The organism is Streptomyces sp. NPDC033180 (genome assembly GCF_055577645.1).
In genome coordinates, this window is sequence record NZ_JBVIPU010000001.1 from 1,250,084 (window position 1) to 1,263,729 (window position 13,646).

Below are 13,646 nucleotides of genomic sequence, written 5' to 3' on the forward strand. Positions count from 1 at the left end.
TGATGTCGTCGCAGTTCTTCGAGAACTGGTTCCTGCCCGGCGTCTGGATCACCGTGCAGGTCACCTTCCTCAGCGCGGCCCTCGCCTTCCTGATCGCCTTCCCCATCGGGGTCCTTCGCACGTCCCGCCTGTGGATCGTGCGCTTCCTCGCCGGGACGTACTTCGAGATCTTCCGCAGCACCTCGTCGCTGGTCTTCATGTTCTGGATCGCGTTCACGGTGCCCGCGCTGTTCCAGATCAGCTTCGAGCCGCTCTTCGCCGGCGTCATCGCCCTGGGCATCACCTACGGGGCGTACGCGTCCGAGATCGTGCGCGGCGCGCTCGCCGCGGTGCCGACAGCGCAGCGCGAGGCGGGCATCGCCCTGAACTTCACGCCGTTGCAGCGGCTGCGCCGCATCGAACTGCCGCAGGCCTGGCCCGAGATGCTGCCGCCGTTCAACAACCTGCTCATCGAGCTGCTCAAGGGCACGTCGCTCGTCTCCCTCATCGCGGTGGCCGACATGACCTTCGCCGGCGACCTGCTCCGTCTCGTCACGACCGACAGCGGGCCGATCTACACGCTGCTGCTCGGGCTGTACTTCGTGTTCGCCTTCATCCTCACGCGCGGCATGCGCCTCCTTGAGCGGCACGCCAAGAAGGGCGTGGGACAGACTCCCGAGAAGCTGGGTCTGTTCAGCGGGATCCGCTCCAAGTCGTCGATCGACGTCGTCACCGGCGGGGGGGCCAAGTGAACTGGGACTGGCAGAACGTCGATGACTTCATGCCCCTCTTCTGGGACGGCGTGTGGATCACGCTCAAGGCGCTGTTCTTCGGCACCCTGATCGCCTTCTCGCTCGGCATGGTCTGGGCCATCGCTCAGCGGTCGGACAAGAAGTGGATCAGCTGGCCGGTGACGGTGTTCACCGAGTTCATCCGGAACACTCCGCTTCTGGTGCAGCTGTTCTTCCTCTTCTACGTGGTGCCGGAGTGGGGCCCGTCCATGTCCCCGCTCGTCACGGGCATCGTCGGGCTCGGCCTTCACTACTCGACGTACACCTCCGAGGTGTACCGGGCGGGCATCGAGGGCGTACCGGAGGGGCAGTGGGAGGCGGCCACCGCGCTCAGCCTCACCAAGCAGCGCACCTGGACCGCGGTGATCCTGCCGCAGGCCGTGCGCCGGGTGATCCCCGCGCTCGGCAACTACGTGATCGTCATGCTGAAGGAGTCGCCGCAGATGGCCGCCATCGGCGCGCTCGACATGCTGGGCCAGGCCCAGGGGTACAGCCAGGCGACGTTCACCTACGAGGCGATCAGCATCGTGGGCATCGCCTTCATCGTCATCGCCTACCCGGCCTCTCTTCTTCTGCGAGCTTTGGAGCGTCGTCTTGTCCGCTGACAGCAGCACTTCCCAGGAAACCCCCAACCCGGCCGTCGACGGCCGCGAGCTGATCCGCTTCGACAAGGTCGTCAAGCGCTACGGGTCGAACACGGTCCTCGACGAGCTGGACTTCTCCGTGGACTCCGGCAAGCACGTCACGCTGATCGGCCCGTCCGGCTCCGGCAAGACCACGATCCTGCGTCTCCTGATGACCCTGGTGAAGCCCGACCAGGGCACCATCAAGGTCGGCGGCAACTACCTCATGCACGAGGAGAAGAACGGCAAGCTCGTGCCGGCGGGCGAGAAGCACATCCGCGAGGTCCGCAAGAACATCGGGATGGTCTTCCAGCAGTTCAACCTCTTCCCGAACATGAAGGTCCTGCGCAACATCATGGAGGCGCCGGTCAGCGTCCTCGGCCTGCCCAAGGACGAGGCGGAGCAGCGGGCGCGCGAGCTGCTCGACCTGGTCGGGCTCGGGGACCGCTGCGACGCGTACCCGACGCAGCTCTCCGGCGGTCAGCAGCAGCGTGTCGCGATCGCGCGCGCCCTCGCGATGCGCCCGCAGGTGCTGCTCCTGGACGAGGTCACGTCCGCGCTCGACCCCGAGCTGGTGGCGGGCGTCCTCGATGTCCTGCGGGACATCGCGCACACCACGGACATCACGATGCTCTGTGTGACCCACGAGATGAACTTCGCCCGTGATATTTCGGACCAGGTCCTGATGTTCGACTCGGGCCGCGTCATCGAGGCCGGGACGCCGGAGAAGATCTTCACCGAGCCCGAGCACGAGCGGACCCGGGAGTTCCTCAGCGCAGTCCTGTGAACGCGCTCCGTAATCACGCAGGCTATGGCCTTGGGTGGTGACACTGGCATATGCCAGGGTGGCGCGTTCCTGCTGACAGAGCCGGAACGCGCCACCAATCTCGTCAACAGCCGCTCCCTGTCGACCTCTTGGCGGCTATCGTGGGACGGAGCCCAGCTGTCCGGAACCGTTCCACGCAGGGGGAAGCCGTGGCGCTGAAGCACGAGCCGACCACGCCGCAGCACTCGGTGCAGAGCGCCCTGCGGGTGCTCGAAATCGTCGCCCGGCACAACGGCGGCGTCACCGACGTCGAGCTCGCCCGGCAGACCAGACTTCCCGCGCCCCAGCTCGCCGCCCTGCTGCGCATGCTGTGCCGCGAGGCGTACGTCGAGCAGATGGCCGACGGTGCGTACGTGACCGGCGAGTCCCTCACCCGCCTCGGCTCGGCCCACCGCCGCGAGCAGGCCCTGCGGGACAAGCTCAAGATGACGCTCGACGGGCTGCGCGACTCGATCGGCGCCGCCGTCTACATCAGCCGGTACGAGGACGGCGAGATCAAGATCACCGACTTCGCGGACGGCCCGCGTACGCCCAAGGTCAACGAATGGGTGGACTTCCGCTCCTCCGCGCACGCCAGCGCGGTCGGCAAGAGCCTGCTGACCCAGCTCGACCTGAACGGCCGCAGGGACCACCTCTCCCGCCACAAGATGGCCCGCCTCACCTCGCGCACGATCACGAACGAGCGGGTCCTCCTGAACAGCCTCGCCGCCCAGCCCGCGACCGTCCCCGTCCTCGACCTCCAGGAGTACGCGGTCGGCACGGTCTGCGCCGCCGTCCCCATCACCGCGGGATCCGCGGTCGGCTGCCTGGCGCTCTCCCTGCCGGTGGAGCACGCGCACCGGCTGAGGGAAGCGGCGCAGACGCTCAACCGCGGGGCGGCGCCGGTGCTGCTCTCGCTCGCGATCTAGACACGCCTCGCGGGCGGTCCTGAGCACCCTTTGGGACCAGGTATTATTTTCGAGTCAGCAGGCGCCGCTAGCTCAGTTGGTTAGAGCAGCTGACTCTTAATCAGCGGGTCCGGGGTTCGAGTCCCTGGCGGCGCACAGACAGAAAGAAGCCCCTCGCGGAAGCGAGGGGCTTCTCTCGTTCGCCGTGTCGCTCCAGTTCCTGTTCCCCGACGAGGGAGGCGACGAGCTGAGCGCGGCCGGGTTCGTCCTCGGCGCCGGGACCGCGGTGCCGCTGCGGCTTCATGACCGGCGGCTTCTCACAGATCCTGCAGATCGGGCTCGGCCTGACGCTCGCGGTGCTCATCGACGCGACCGTGGTGCGGATGTTCCTCGTCCCCGCGACGATGCCGCTGCTCGGCCGCCGCGCCTGGTGGGCGCCGCGGCAGCTGCGGAGGCTGCGGAGGCTCCATGAGCGGTACGGGCTCCGCGAGGAAGCTCCGTCCGCCGGTCCCGAACCGGTCGACCAGGCGGTCAGGCAAGCACCACCCAGTCCATGACCAGGGCGGCCACCAGGCCGACGGCGAGGAGGTAGCTGCCGAGCCGGGTCCGACCGCGCCTGCTGAGTTCGATCACCAGACCGCAGAGGACGAGCAGCAGCCCGTACACCCCCACGACCAGGACGGACGACCGGCTCGCCAGGCGTACGGCGAGCACTACGGCCGCCGCGGCCATCAGCACCGAGGCCGCGGCGATCCGTATGTGCCGGGCCTGGCGAGGCGTGAGGCCTGCCCGTATCTGGTCTGACGTGCTCATGGTTCAGGATCGTAATGGACCGGGGCGGTGGCCGGTGGCCACTACAAGGATCGGCGGGCGGGGGCCGGAAGCCGACCTAGGCCCGCAGGTACGCAAGGACCGCGAGCACCCTGCGGTGGGTTCCGTCTGCGGGCGGCAGGTCCAGTTTGCCGAGGATGTTGCCGATGTGTTTGCCCACCGCCGCCTCACTGACGACGAGTTCGGCGGCGATCGACGCGTTCGACCTGCCCTCGGCCACCAGGCCGAGCACCTCGCGCTCGCGTGGCGTGAGCTGTTCGAGGGGGTCGCGGCGGCGCCTGATCAACTGCCGTACGACCTCCGGGTCCACGACCGTGCCGCCGTCCGCGACCCGCGTCACCGCGTCGGCGAACTGCTCGACCTGGCCCACCCGGTCCTTGAGCAGATAGCCGACGCCGGTGCCGTCGCCGGTGTCCAGGAGCTCGGCGGCGTACGAACGTTGCACGTACTGGCTGAGCACCAGGACCGGAAGTTTCGGCCGGGCGGCCCGCAGGGCGAGGGCGGCGCGCAGCCCCTCGTCCTGGAAGGAGGGCGGCATGCGTACGTCGGTGAGGACGAGGTCCGGTTCGTGTGCCTCGACGGCCTCGCGCAGCCCTTCCGCGTCGCCGAGCGCGGCCGGCACCTCATGGCCGAAGCGGGCGAGCAGGCCGATGAGTCCTTCCCGGAGCAGCACGCTGTCCTCGGCGACGACGACCCTCAGTCGGCGGTGAGGTCTTGGGAGTGCTGGGCTCGGCACGGGATCTCCACGGACAGTACGGTCGGGCCGCCGGGCGGGCTGGTGAGCGTCAGTGTGCCATCGAGCACCGCGATCCGGTCCGCCAGGCCGGTCAGGCCGGTGCCGCGGGCGCGATCCGCGCCTCCTTTTCCCTCGTCGCGCACGACGATGCGCAGGGTCTCCTGCTCGTGTCGAGCGCTGATGTGCGCGCGGGGCGCGTCGCTGTGGCGGGCGATGTTGGTGAGTGCTTCCCGGGTGGTGAAGTACCCGGCGGATTCGACGGGTTCGGGGAGGCGGGGCAGGCCGGCCAGGTCGGTGTCGACGGGGATCGCAGAGCGGTCGGCGGCGTCTTCGATGGCGGCGGCGAGGCCGTAGTCGACGAGCACCTGGGGATGGATGCCGCGGATGAGCTCACGCAGTTCCGTGAGGACGTTCCCCGCCTCGTCGTGAGCCGAGGCGAGCTGGGCCGCAAGGGGGCTGCCGGGCGTGGCGTCGAGTCTGGCGAGGCCCAGGGTCATGGTCAGCGCGACGAGCCGCTGCTGGGCCCCGTCGTGCAAGTCCCGCTCAATACGCCGCCGTTCGGCTTCGAAGGCGTCGACCAGGCGGGCCCTGGAGCGGGTCACTTCGGCCAGCTGGGTGGCCAGCTCGGCCTCGCGGGGCGCGAGGAGGAGGCGGGCGAGGGCGGCTCGTGCGGTGGCGTAGGCGCCGAGGGGATAGAGCAGCGGGGCGAGCAGGACGAGCCCGATGAGCGCCAGGGCGAAAGCGTGCGGGTAGTCGCTGACGAGCCAGAGCTTGGCGGCGCGTATCTCGCCGCCGTCGAGGGCCAGTTGGATGGGGGCGCAGACGAGGAGGGCGGGAGCGCCGAGGGTGCAGGCGAGCACGAGGAGGTCGAGCGGCCACAGGACGAGGGCCAGCAGGACGGCGTACGCGAGCTCGCGCCAGGTGGCCTGCTCCTTGACACGCAGGGTGAACCAGGCGGGGATGCCGGGGGCTTCGGGGGTGCGGTGGGGTGTGGGGGCGGGCGCTGCGGGGTCGACGATGCGGAGGCGACGGCGTTCGAGGGCGGCGACGGGGATGCCGGTGAGGGCTAGGAGGGGGAGGAGGGGTATCCCTACGAGTACGAGGGCGAGGGCGGCGCTGAGCAGGAGGGCCAGCACCCCACCGACAAGAACCAGTACCCCCAGGAGCACACCCCCCACGAGGTAGACCACGCCTCTCCAGGGCGCACGGCTCCGCAGACAGGCCCACCCCCGCCCCTTCACCCACACACTGTCCCTGGCCATGGGGCCACGGTATGCGGGGTCGCGCCGGTACGTCCGTCCTCGCTATCGTCCGGTGGCCGCGGGGCGACCGCTGCCGACTGCGGCTGATCGTTGCGGGGTAATCGTGCGGGTGGGCGGGAGAGCTTGTTCGTCCAAGGTCGGATGCGGGGTGAACGGGCGGGTGGGCGGGAAGGGTTTTCGGCAGTGAAAGCGGGATCAGCCCGGCAGCAGCCCCTCGCGGCCCTGGGCGCGGTACTGGGCCAGCAGCGCGGACTCGTCGGCTGAGGTGAACCGCCGGTAGGCCCCCGCCCCCGCCCCGGGGCGCCACCACACAGACCCCCCGCAGCGAAACCCCTCCCGGCGCAGAGCAGAGCGGGCCACCTTGTTGGTGGCCGTAACCGGCATGCGCCCGACCACCCGGACGAAACGCGGCGCCATCTTCGTCCCCAGATCCGGCTGGGACAGGAGGAACTCGGCGAAGGCGAGAGGGTCGAACTCCACCCCCGCCCGGGGGGAAACCGCGGCCATCACCTGATCCCCCGCCACAGGGTCAGGAACCGCGTACACCGCAACCGCCGCCGCCCCCTCCCACCGCGCGAGAACGTTCTCGATCATCGCCGCCGCCAGGTTCTCGCTGTCCACCCGCAGCCTGTCGTCCGTACGCCCCGCGAAGTAGAGGAACCCCTCCGCGTCCCGGTAGAAGAGATCCCCTGTCCAGTACCAGCCGTCCCGCAGCCGCGCCGCGTCCGCCTCGGAGTTCCGCCAGTACCCCTCGAACGGCGTGCGCCCCTTGTTCACCAACTCGCCTATCGCCGCCTCCCCGTTCAGCAGCCTGCCGTCCGCAGCGAAGACAGCGGACGGGCACTCCTCCCGCGTGCCGGGATCCACCACCACCAGCTCGTCCCCCGGCGCCGCCCGCCCGATCGCCCCGTCCGGCGTACCCGGCGTTCGCTGGATCGCGGCCCCGCCCTCCGAAGACCCGTACCCCTCGACGAGCCGCACCCCGAACCTCTTCTCGAAGCGTGCCGCGTCCACCGCACCGGCCTCCGTGCCGAAGCCCATCAGGAGGGGGTTCTCCGTGTCGTCAGGACGATCGGGCGTGGCCAGGATGTACTGCACCGCCCTGCCCACGTACGTGAAGTAGGTGGCCCCATGAGCCCGCACGTCGTCCAGGAACGCCGAAGCCGAGAAGCGCCGCCGCAGCGCCACCCCCGCCCCCACCGCCAGCGCGGGCGCCCAGTCCGCGATCACCGCGTTGCCGTGGAACATGGGCATGCAGATGTAGTGGACGCCATCAGGGTCGAGCCGGAAGTGGGTGACGAGGGACTGCCCCGCCGCCGCGAGACGGCCCTGGGTGCAGATGGCGGCCTTGGGCTCCCCGGTCGACCCGGAGGTGAAGTAGAGCAGCATCCGGCTCGACGGGGCCGCCGCCGGCGATACCTCCGGGGGCACGTCCGAGTAGGGGGCCAACAGCTCCCCGTACGCTTCCGTGTCCGTCACCAGGACGCGCACGTCCGGGAGTTGGAGGCCGTCAAGGAGCGCGAGGTGCGCTCGTTCCGTGACCAGCACCCGGCAGTCGGTGTGCACGATGTCGCGGGCCAGTTCCGCGCCCCTGCGCGTGGGGTTGATGCCCGCCACGGCCGCGCCCGCCAGCGCCGCCGCGCTCAGCCACAGGGGGTACTCGGGGGTGTTGTCGAGCAGCACGCCGACGTGTGGCTCGGCTCCCCTCGGCAGCAGGTCGGCCAGAAGCGCCGCTCTGGCCGCCGCGCCCGCCGCGACCTGGTGGTGAGTCAGCTCCTGGCCCTCGAAGCGCAGGCCGGGGCGGTGATCGCCCCAGCGGGCCTGTACGAGTTCCGCGACGGTGCTCCCGGTGGACTCCATGGCCGCGCACCATAATTGATGGCCCGTCAGATGAGGAGCCTTTGAGGGGAGCTAGGGCAGGCCGGGCTCAAAGCCGTCGTCGGGCTCAAAGCCGTCGCCCGAGTCGAACATGTCGGCCGCACCGAACATGTCGTTCGCCGTCACCATGAAGAAGACGCAGAAGGCGACCATGACGCCGAAGAAGCAGAGGACGCCGACCATGGCCGCCGCACCCTTGGCGGGGCTCGGTGCGTGCGCCGTCGCGTTCTCGGGGCGGTCCGCCGTGTAGTGCACGGTGACGAAGTCGCCCTCGATGGTCGTCGCCGGACCGTTCTCCTCCTCGAACCGGACGGGGCGTCCGGCGGGTGGCGTGAACTCGTAGACGTGGTGCAGCGTGGTGCTGATGCGGTTGCTGTCGCCGTGGCGGCTCGTCGTGGTGTACGTGCGCAGGCAGCGCGCCTCCGCCGTCAGACCGCTCGACCACGCCTGCCGCACCTGTACGTAGCGCTTGATCACCTTGACCGCCATCGCGATCACCACGGCGCACATCAACGTCGGCACGGCGTAGAACATGAACTCCATTGCATCCCCCGGTGGTTGTCGCCGGCTGTCGCCGACACTGCCCCGCGTACGCCGTCCTGGTCATGGACGGCGTACGCGGAACCTACCCGTGGGGAGCGCGCCAGAGCCTCAAGCCCTGCTCAGAACTTGACGTCGGAGCAGGCGTAGAACGCGTTCGCCGTGTCGTGGACCGTCCACACAGCGACGATCACGTGGTGTCCGCTCCTGCCGCCGGGAATCGTCCCGGAGTGCGAGAGGGTGGCGGGTGGCTGCTGTCCGTTGTAGGGGACGTTGAGGAACGGGGCCGTGTCGAGGGCGGCGCGGGTCACCGGCTTGCTCTCGTCCCAACCCTGTTTGGTTATGTAGTACTTGAAGTCGGTGGTGCGATGGCGTGCCGTGAACTGCCAGCGGAAGGTGTAGTTCTGACCAGCGCTGACACTGGTCGTCGGCCAGGCTCCGCCGCCCGGCGCCTTCGGCTGGTTGAGCGAGTCGAAGCCGCCGATGCCCGCCGAGCAGATCTTGCCGTCGGCCGGCCCTGACGCCGGGAAGCCCTTGGGGCCCTCGACGCTCTGGGGTTCGTACTGGATGGAACCGCAGCCGCTCACCGTGCCGTTGGCACAGTTGATCTGGCGGCTGGCCGGCAGGTCGGTGTAGCCGTGACTGCTCGCACCACCGGACGAGAGCGCGAAGGCCCCGACCGTGGTGGCGCCGAGCATGGCCGCGTACATCTTCTTGTTTCGCATGCTGCCGCTCCAGGGGAAACGTGGGGGTTCCGTGAGCCGTGCGCGCGCTGCGGCACTGCGGGTGCAGTGGGATGCAGTGAGTTGCGGTGATGTGACGAGACTTGCGATGAGCGCTGCGGTCTAGACCAAGCCCAGATTATGGGCGGTAGTTGAACATGTCCATACCAATCGTGGAGACGATCCGATCGCAGCGATGGCGCGACCCCTCCACGAGGTCTCCGTTCGGGTTGTCGTTCGTCGCCACCCACGCGGCCGCCCCGTCCGCCGTTCGACCGCCCGCCAACTGCCTCTCGATCAGGCGCTGTCGGCGTACCTCCGCAGGTGCCCCCACGTACCAGCACTCCCCCATCAGCCGCCGCGCCTCGCGCCAGCCGGGCAGATCGCAGGCCAGGTAGTTCCCCTCGGTGACGACGAGCCGGGCGGCAGGCGGCACGCGGTGCCGGGCGGCCACCGGCTCGTGGAGGGTGCGGTCGTAATCGGGTACGTAGATGTCGTGGCCGGTGTCGGACAGGACCCGGTCGAGCAGCGCGCCGTACCCCCGCACGTCGAAGCTCGGCTCCGAGCCCTTGCGGGAGGTGAGGGAGAGGCGCTCCAACTGGTCGTTCGAGAGGTGGAAACCGTCGAGCGGCAGATACGCGGCCCCCGCGCCGATCTCCGCCACCAGCGCCCGCGCGAACGTCGACTTGCCCGCGCCGGGCGGCCCCGCGATCCCGAGGAGGGCGCGGGGCCGGTCCGCGGTCAGCCTCCAGGCGTCCCGGGCGAGGGCCGCGAGGCCGGGGGCATGGTCAGTGGCTTGCTCAGGGGCGTGGTCATCGTTCTCCATGTCCCGTATAGAACGCCACCGTCAGGTCCTTGACCAAGGCCTTGCGCTCGTAGTCGTCGAGCTCGACCAGGCCGCGGGTGGTCAGCCGGGTCACCGTGTCCTCGACGGAGTCCACCACCGAGGTGAGCAAGCTGTCGCGGTGCCGCGCGTCCAGGGCGGCCACCCGGCGCAGACGCATCGTGTCGGCGATCTCGGGGGCGTACTCGATCCGGGTCGGCTGGGCCGAGAAGATCTCGATGCCGACCGGCTCGGCCTCCGCGGCGAGCATCCGGGTCAGCGCGTCGCCCACGGCGTCGGCGTCGCGCAGGGTCGGGGTGTCGTCGTGGAAGGCATCGGCCGGCAGCCGCGACAGGACGCGGGCCGTCGCCGCCTCGACGCACTCGCGCAGATACTCCTGGTGGTCGGCCACGCCGAGCGTCGCCCGCGCCGCGTCCTTGACCCGCCAGACCACGAGGACGACGACCCGCAGCCCGACCCCGCCACGGTCCACCGCGGGCATCGGCTCGCTGCGCCAGTGCCGCAGGCGTACGTCGACACGGCGGCGCAGGAGGAGCGGGTTGACCCACATCAGCCCTGTGCGGCGGACGCTGCCGCGGTACCGCCCGAAGAGGGTGAGCACCCACGCCCTGCCGACCCGGCCGCGGGCGAGACCGCCGAACCCGAACAGGGCGAGCGCACCCGACCCGGCGAGCGAGGCCCACTGCGCGGGGCCGAGACCGGTGTACGCGCCGTAGCCGACGGACCCGTCCGGCCAGAGCAGCCCCGCCGCCCGCGCCACCGGCTCGGGCAGCACCCCCGCCCACCACAGTGCGGCGGCGCACCCGGTGACTCCCGCGGTCCCGCCGAGCACCCCGACGATGCCGGGCAGCACGCGGGCAGGCCGCTCGCCGAGCGACGGGTCCACCTCGGGCAGCGGGCGGGCGACCACCCTTGCCGGGGGCCGCCGGGCGGTGCGGGGCTGCTCCCCCGTCCCGTGCCGACGCCCCACCACGGCGGGCGGCAGCGAGACCCCGGGGTCACCGGGATCGTCACGGAAGAGCAGATGGATGGGGATCTCGGTGGTGGCCTCGCTGTGGATCAGACGCGGCGGTCGTGCGGCGGTCGTGTCCGGGACGCCGGTGGTCTGCGGGTCCTCGGGCTGGGGGGCCTGTGACCGTGATGCCGCTGTCGCACTCATCCTTGCCTCCGCCTCATACGTGCCTCGATCCCATCCGTTCCGGTCGCCTCGTCGCCCGCGTCAGGCATCGAGCGCCCGGCCCCGCTCATGAGCTTCATGCGAACAGCCGCCGCCAGGTCTCGGGGCCGGGAAAGCCGTCCGCAGCCGCGCCACGCCAGCCCTGCGCCCGCTGGAACGCCTCGACGTTGCGGCGGTCGCTCTCGCTCCACAGCGGGCCCGGCCCCCGCGCGTAGTGCCTGCCGAAGCCCTTCATCACCAGCTGTCTGCCGAGCTTCTCGACCGACGGGCTCGACTGGCCGGGGCGGAACACTCCCCTGCCGGGGTAGGCGGGCGCCCCGCCCTGGGGGCCCGCCCCCGCGCCGGGGATGTTCCGGCCCTTGCCCGTCATCAGGTACGACCAGGTCGCGGGGCCCGGCAGGCCGTCCGCGTCACGGCCCGTCCAGCCCTGCGCACGCTGGAACGCCTGCGTCGCCCTGCGATCGGCCTCGCTCCAGCGCGGTCCTGGTCCGGTCGTGTAGAAGCGGGCGCCGCCCCGGCTGACCAGTGCCTTGCCGAGTTGGGTGACGTACTTGTTGTTCGCGCCGGGGCCGAACGATCCCGCCCCGGGGTAACGCGTCGCGGTCGCCGGCCCCGAGCCTCCCGGAGTGCCGCTCGTCACTCGTTTGTAGCGGTACGCCAGATAGCGGTTCGCGTTGCTCCAATAGGCATAGGGAGTGGTCTGCTTTCGGGCGTGCGGGCGGGCCTGTTCGTACGCGATGTACTGCGTGCCCGCCGTGTTCGCCCAGCCACCGAAGATCGTGACGTGCGACCCCTTCTCCGGGTTCGCCGGATTGTGGAAGAGAAGGATGTCGCCGGGCTGCAGATCGCTCTTCGTCATGCGTACCGCGAACGAGGAGAGGCTGCCGGTCCATTCATTGGTTCCGAGATTCCAGGCCATGGACACAAAGCCCGAGCAGTCCTGCCGGTAACCGTCGGACCAGTACGAGGTCATGCTGTACGGCACCTTCGCCGCGACCCACTTCTTGGCGCGGGCCATGATCTCGGCCCGCGTCGTGGCCGGCGCCGCCGACGCCGCGGGGCCCGGGGAGCCAGGCCCGCCCGGCGCACCGTGCAGCGCGCTCGTGTGGCCCTGCGGACTGCCGGGGTCCGGGCCGCCCACCCCCGGCTCCTCGTCCGACGGCGCCCCCGGAATCCCCGCCGCTTCCGGAGCCGCCGCCGCGGGAAGCACCTGGCCGCCGCCGAGCACAGTGCCCGCCGCCGCGGCGATGACCAGAGCGCGCCGCGCGCCGTGCGCCGCCGGGTGACCGCCCTGCCGTACGGGGAGTGCGTGGGTCATGGTTCGTCGCCGGTGAATACATCCGGGGCAGTCGCAGTCGCTCTCCGGGTCGAATTCCTCGAATACCGGAGCAACGTCCATGCGATTCCCCTCACACTCCGGGAAAGAATGCCTGCGTCGCATCTGCACAGTCGTCAGCTTCTCAACTGTCCGGTGATATCGCATGTTGACGGTCCGAATGATGGAGCCGCCCGCATTCACGCCCCGCGACTCCCCGGGCCCGCCCCCCGGCAATGCCCGGCAGCGCCCCCGGCCGGGCTCCCGGATGGTCCGGAGCACCCGCCCGCGTCCGGTAGAGTTCTCCAGGTCAGCGCGCGCCGCTAGCTCAGTTGGTTAGAGCAGCTGACTCTTAATCAGCGGGTCCGGGGTTCGAGTCCCTGGCGGCGCACAGACAGCGAAAGCCCTCCGTTCACGCGGGGGGCTTTCGTCATGCCGCCACCGGCGCGGTTACCGCTACCGTTGCGCCATGGCGCGCGACATACAGGAGCGGATCAAGAAGCTCATCATCGACCAGCGACTCCCCTCCGGGGCCTCTCTGCCCACCGAGCCCGAACTGATGGAACGCCTCGGCGTCAGTCGGAACTCCGTGCGAGAAGCCCTCAAGGCGTTGCAGGCGATGGGCATCGTGGAGATCCGGCATGGTTTCGGCACCTATGTCGGACCCATGTCGATGGCGCCCATGATCGAGGGCCTCACCTTTCGCACGGTGGCCGGCCACTACCGCGGCGAGGACAGCCTGCTCCAGCTCCTGGAGCTTCGGGAGGCCGTGGAGACCGGGCTCATCGCGCGCCTCGCCGGCCGCATCCCGGCCGCGGATCTGGCCGAACTCGACGCTCTGGTGGACCGGATGGACACCGAGGCGGCCGGGCATGACGGCGGGGCCGGACAGCCGGGAGCGGTGCACACCGAAACCGACCGCTCATTTCACGCCACCCTTTACCGCTGTCTGCGCAATCCGCTGCTCGGCGAGGTCCTCGAGGCGTTCTGGGACGCCTTCCATAAGGTACGTACCGACCTGGTCGACGTTCCGCAGGACGCCAAGGTCACCTGCCGTCAGCACCGGGAGATCCTCGACGCCGTCCGATCCGGCGATGTGCTCCGGGCCGAGCGGGCGATACGGGAACACTTCGGTAATATTCGAACGCGATTGAGCGCTCCTGCCCCAACAGGCAACTCAAATCGCTCGTATGACCGGTAAACCCCTTGTTTCGCCCTTGCGATCATGGCAACGG

Annotated in this window: 14 protein-coding genes, 2 tRNA genes and 1 pseudogene; 8 read left to right on the top strand and 9 right to left on the bottom strand. The window is 70.2% G+C overall.

The features are described from left to right. Positions 1-2 precede the first annotated feature (2 nt). From ehuC to ACZ5WE_RS05615, 6 genes and pseudogenes are all read left to right on the top strand, one after another. Entirely contained in the window at positions 3-731 is a 729-nt protein-coding gene (gene ehuC / locus ACZ5WE_RS05590; RefSeq protein ID WP_467687867.1) for an ectoine/hydroxyectoine ABC transporter permease subunit EhuC, read from the top strand. Next, positions 728-1,375: an ectoine/hydroxyectoine ABC transporter permease subunit EhuD gene (gene ehuD / locus ACZ5WE_RS05595; RefSeq protein ID WP_467687233.1), complete on the top strand. Its 648-nt coding sequence runs from the start codon at positions 728-730 to the stop codon at positions 1,373-1,375. The genes ehuC and ehuD overlap by 4 nt, the downstream gene beginning before the upstream one ends. Continuing rightward, positions 1,365-2,180, top strand: a complete 816-nt coding sequence (gene ehuA / locus ACZ5WE_RS05600; protein WP_467687231.1) for an ectoine/hydroxyectoine ABC transporter ATP-binding protein EhuA — start codon at positions 1,365-1,367, stop codon at positions 2,178-2,180. The genes ehuD and ehuA overlap by 11 nt, the downstream gene beginning before the upstream one ends. Before the next feature lie 188 nt (positions 2,181-2,368). Continuing rightward, entirely contained in the window at positions 2,369-3,127 is a 759-nt protein-coding gene (locus ACZ5WE_RS05605) for an IclR family transcriptional regulator (protein ID WP_467687230.1), read from the top strand. A 61-nt stretch (positions 3,128-3,188) separates the two neighbouring features. After that, a tRNA-Lys gene (locus tag ACZ5WE_RS05610) sits at positions 3,189-3,262 on the top strand. A 143-nt stretch (positions 3,263-3,405) separates the two neighbouring features. Then, positions 3,406-3,663 (top strand): annotated as a pseudogene (locus ACZ5WE_RS05615) (MMPL family transporter); the annotation flags it as partial. On the opposite strand, the gene ACZ5WE_RS05620 reads toward ACZ5WE_RS05615, so the two are convergent. The 9 genes from ACZ5WE_RS05620 to ACZ5WE_RS05660 form a co-directional block, all read right to left on the bottom strand. Further along, positions 3,638-3,919, bottom strand: a complete 282-nt coding sequence (locus ACZ5WE_RS05620; protein ID WP_344520321.1) for a hypothetical protein — start codon at positions 3,917-3,919, stop codon at positions 3,638-3,640. The pseudogene ACZ5WE_RS05615 and the gene ACZ5WE_RS05620 overlap by 26 nt on opposite strands. Positions 3,920-3,995: 76 nt before the next feature. Continuing rightward, on the bottom strand, positions 3,996-4,673 hold the full coding sequence (locus tag ACZ5WE_RS05625; protein WP_467687228.1) for a LuxR C-terminal-related transcriptional regulator: 678 nt from the start codon (positions 4,671-4,673) through the stop codon (positions 3,996-3,998). Next, positions 4,634-5,935 (bottom strand): sensor histidine kinase, encoded by a 1,302-nt coding sequence (locus tag ACZ5WE_RS05630; RefSeq protein ID WP_467687227.1) that lies wholly within the window; start codon positions 5,933-5,935, stop codon positions 4,634-4,636. The genes ACZ5WE_RS05625 and ACZ5WE_RS05630 overlap by 40 nt, the downstream gene beginning before the upstream one ends. 195 nt (positions 5,936-6,130) lie before the next feature. Then, positions 6,131-7,795, bottom strand: a complete 1,665-nt coding sequence (locus ACZ5WE_RS05635; RefSeq protein WP_467687225.1) for an AMP-binding protein — start codon at positions 7,793-7,795, stop codon at positions 6,131-6,133. Positions 7,796-7,846: 51 nt separating this feature from the next. Continuing rightward, complete coding sequence (locus tag ACZ5WE_RS05640) at positions 7,847-8,347, bottom strand: DUF3592 domain-containing protein (protein ID WP_467687224.1); 501 nt, start codon at positions 8,345-8,347, stop codon at positions 7,847-7,849. Between the two features lie 128 nt (positions 8,348-8,475). Then, positions 8,476-9,078, bottom strand: coding sequence for a lytic polysaccharide monooxygenase auxiliary activity family 9 protein (locus ACZ5WE_RS05645; RefSeq protein ID WP_467687223.1), 603 nt, complete (start codon positions 9,076-9,078; stop codon positions 8,476-8,478). Positions 9,079-9,214: 136 nt separating this feature from the next. After that, positions 9,215-9,901 (bottom strand): nucleoside/nucleotide kinase family protein, encoded by a 687-nt coding sequence (locus tag ACZ5WE_RS05650; RefSeq protein ID WP_467687221.1) that lies wholly within the window; start codon positions 9,899-9,901, stop codon positions 9,215-9,217. Further along, positions 9,888-11,078, bottom strand: a complete 1,191-nt coding sequence (locus ACZ5WE_RS05655) for an SPFH domain-containing protein (protein WP_467687219.1) — start codon at positions 11,076-11,078, stop codon at positions 9,888-9,890. The genes ACZ5WE_RS05650 and ACZ5WE_RS05655 overlap by 14 nt, the downstream gene beginning before the upstream one ends. Positions 11,079-11,172: 94 nt before the next feature. Next, positions 11,173-12,495 (bottom strand): peptidoglycan-binding protein, encoded by a 1,323-nt coding sequence (locus tag ACZ5WE_RS05660; protein ID WP_467687217.1) that lies wholly within the window; start codon positions 12,493-12,495, stop codon positions 11,173-11,175. A gap of 233 nt (positions 12,496-12,728) precedes the next feature. On the opposite strand from ACZ5WE_RS05660, the gene ACZ5WE_RS05665 reads away from it, so the two are divergent. Beyond that, positions 12,729-12,802 (top strand) — tRNA-Lys (locus ACZ5WE_RS05665). A 78-nt stretch (positions 12,803-12,880) separates the two neighbouring features. After that, complete coding sequence (locus ACZ5WE_RS05670; protein WP_467687216.1) at positions 12,881-13,612, top strand: FadR/GntR family transcriptional regulator; 732 nt, start codon at positions 12,881-12,883, stop codon at positions 13,610-13,612. Positions 13,613-13,646: the final 34 nt, after the last annotated feature.

Bases quoted from the DNA above. Each gene is read 5' to 3' on its own strand.
- ACZ5WE_RS05655 (WP_467687219.1), bottom strand. From the start codon at position 11,078: ATGAGTGCGACAGCGGCATCACGGTCACAGGCCCCCCAGCCCGAGGAC.
- ACZ5WE_RS05620 (WP_344520321.1), bottom strand. From the start codon at position 3,919: ATGAGCACGTCAGACCAGATACGGGCAGGCCTCACGCCTCGCCAGGCC.
- ACZ5WE_RS05645 (WP_467687223.1), bottom strand. From the start codon at position 9,078: ATGCGAAACAAGAAGATGTACGCGGCCATGCTCGGCGCCACCACGGTC.
- ACZ5WE_RS05630 (WP_467687227.1), bottom strand. From the start codon at position 5,935: ATGGCCAGGGACAGTGTGTGGGTGAAGGGGCGGGGGTGGGCCTGTCTG.
- ACZ5WE_RS05635 (WP_467687225.1), bottom strand. From the start codon at position 7,795: ATGGAGTCCACCGGGAGCACCGTCGCGGAACTCGTACAGGCCCGCTGG.
- ACZ5WE_RS05660 (WP_467687217.1), bottom strand. From the start codon at position 12,495: ATGGACGTTGCTCCGGTATTCGAGGAATTCGACCCGGAGAGCGACTGC.
- ACZ5WE_RS05670 (WP_467687216.1), top strand. From the start codon at position 12,881: ATGGCGCGCGACATACAGGAGCGGATCAAGAAGCTCATCATCGACCAG.
- ACZ5WE_RS05650 (WP_467687221.1), bottom strand. From the start codon at position 9,901: ATGGAGAACGATGACCACGCCCCTGAGCAAGCCACTGACCATGCCCCC.
- ehuC (WP_467687867.1), top strand. From the start codon at position 3: ATGTCGTCGCAGTTCTTCGAGAACTGGTTCCTGCCCGGCGTCTGGATC.
- ACZ5WE_RS05640 (WP_467687224.1), bottom strand. From the start codon at position 8,347: ATGTTCTACGCCGTGCCGACGTTGATGTGCGCCGTGGTGATCGCGATG.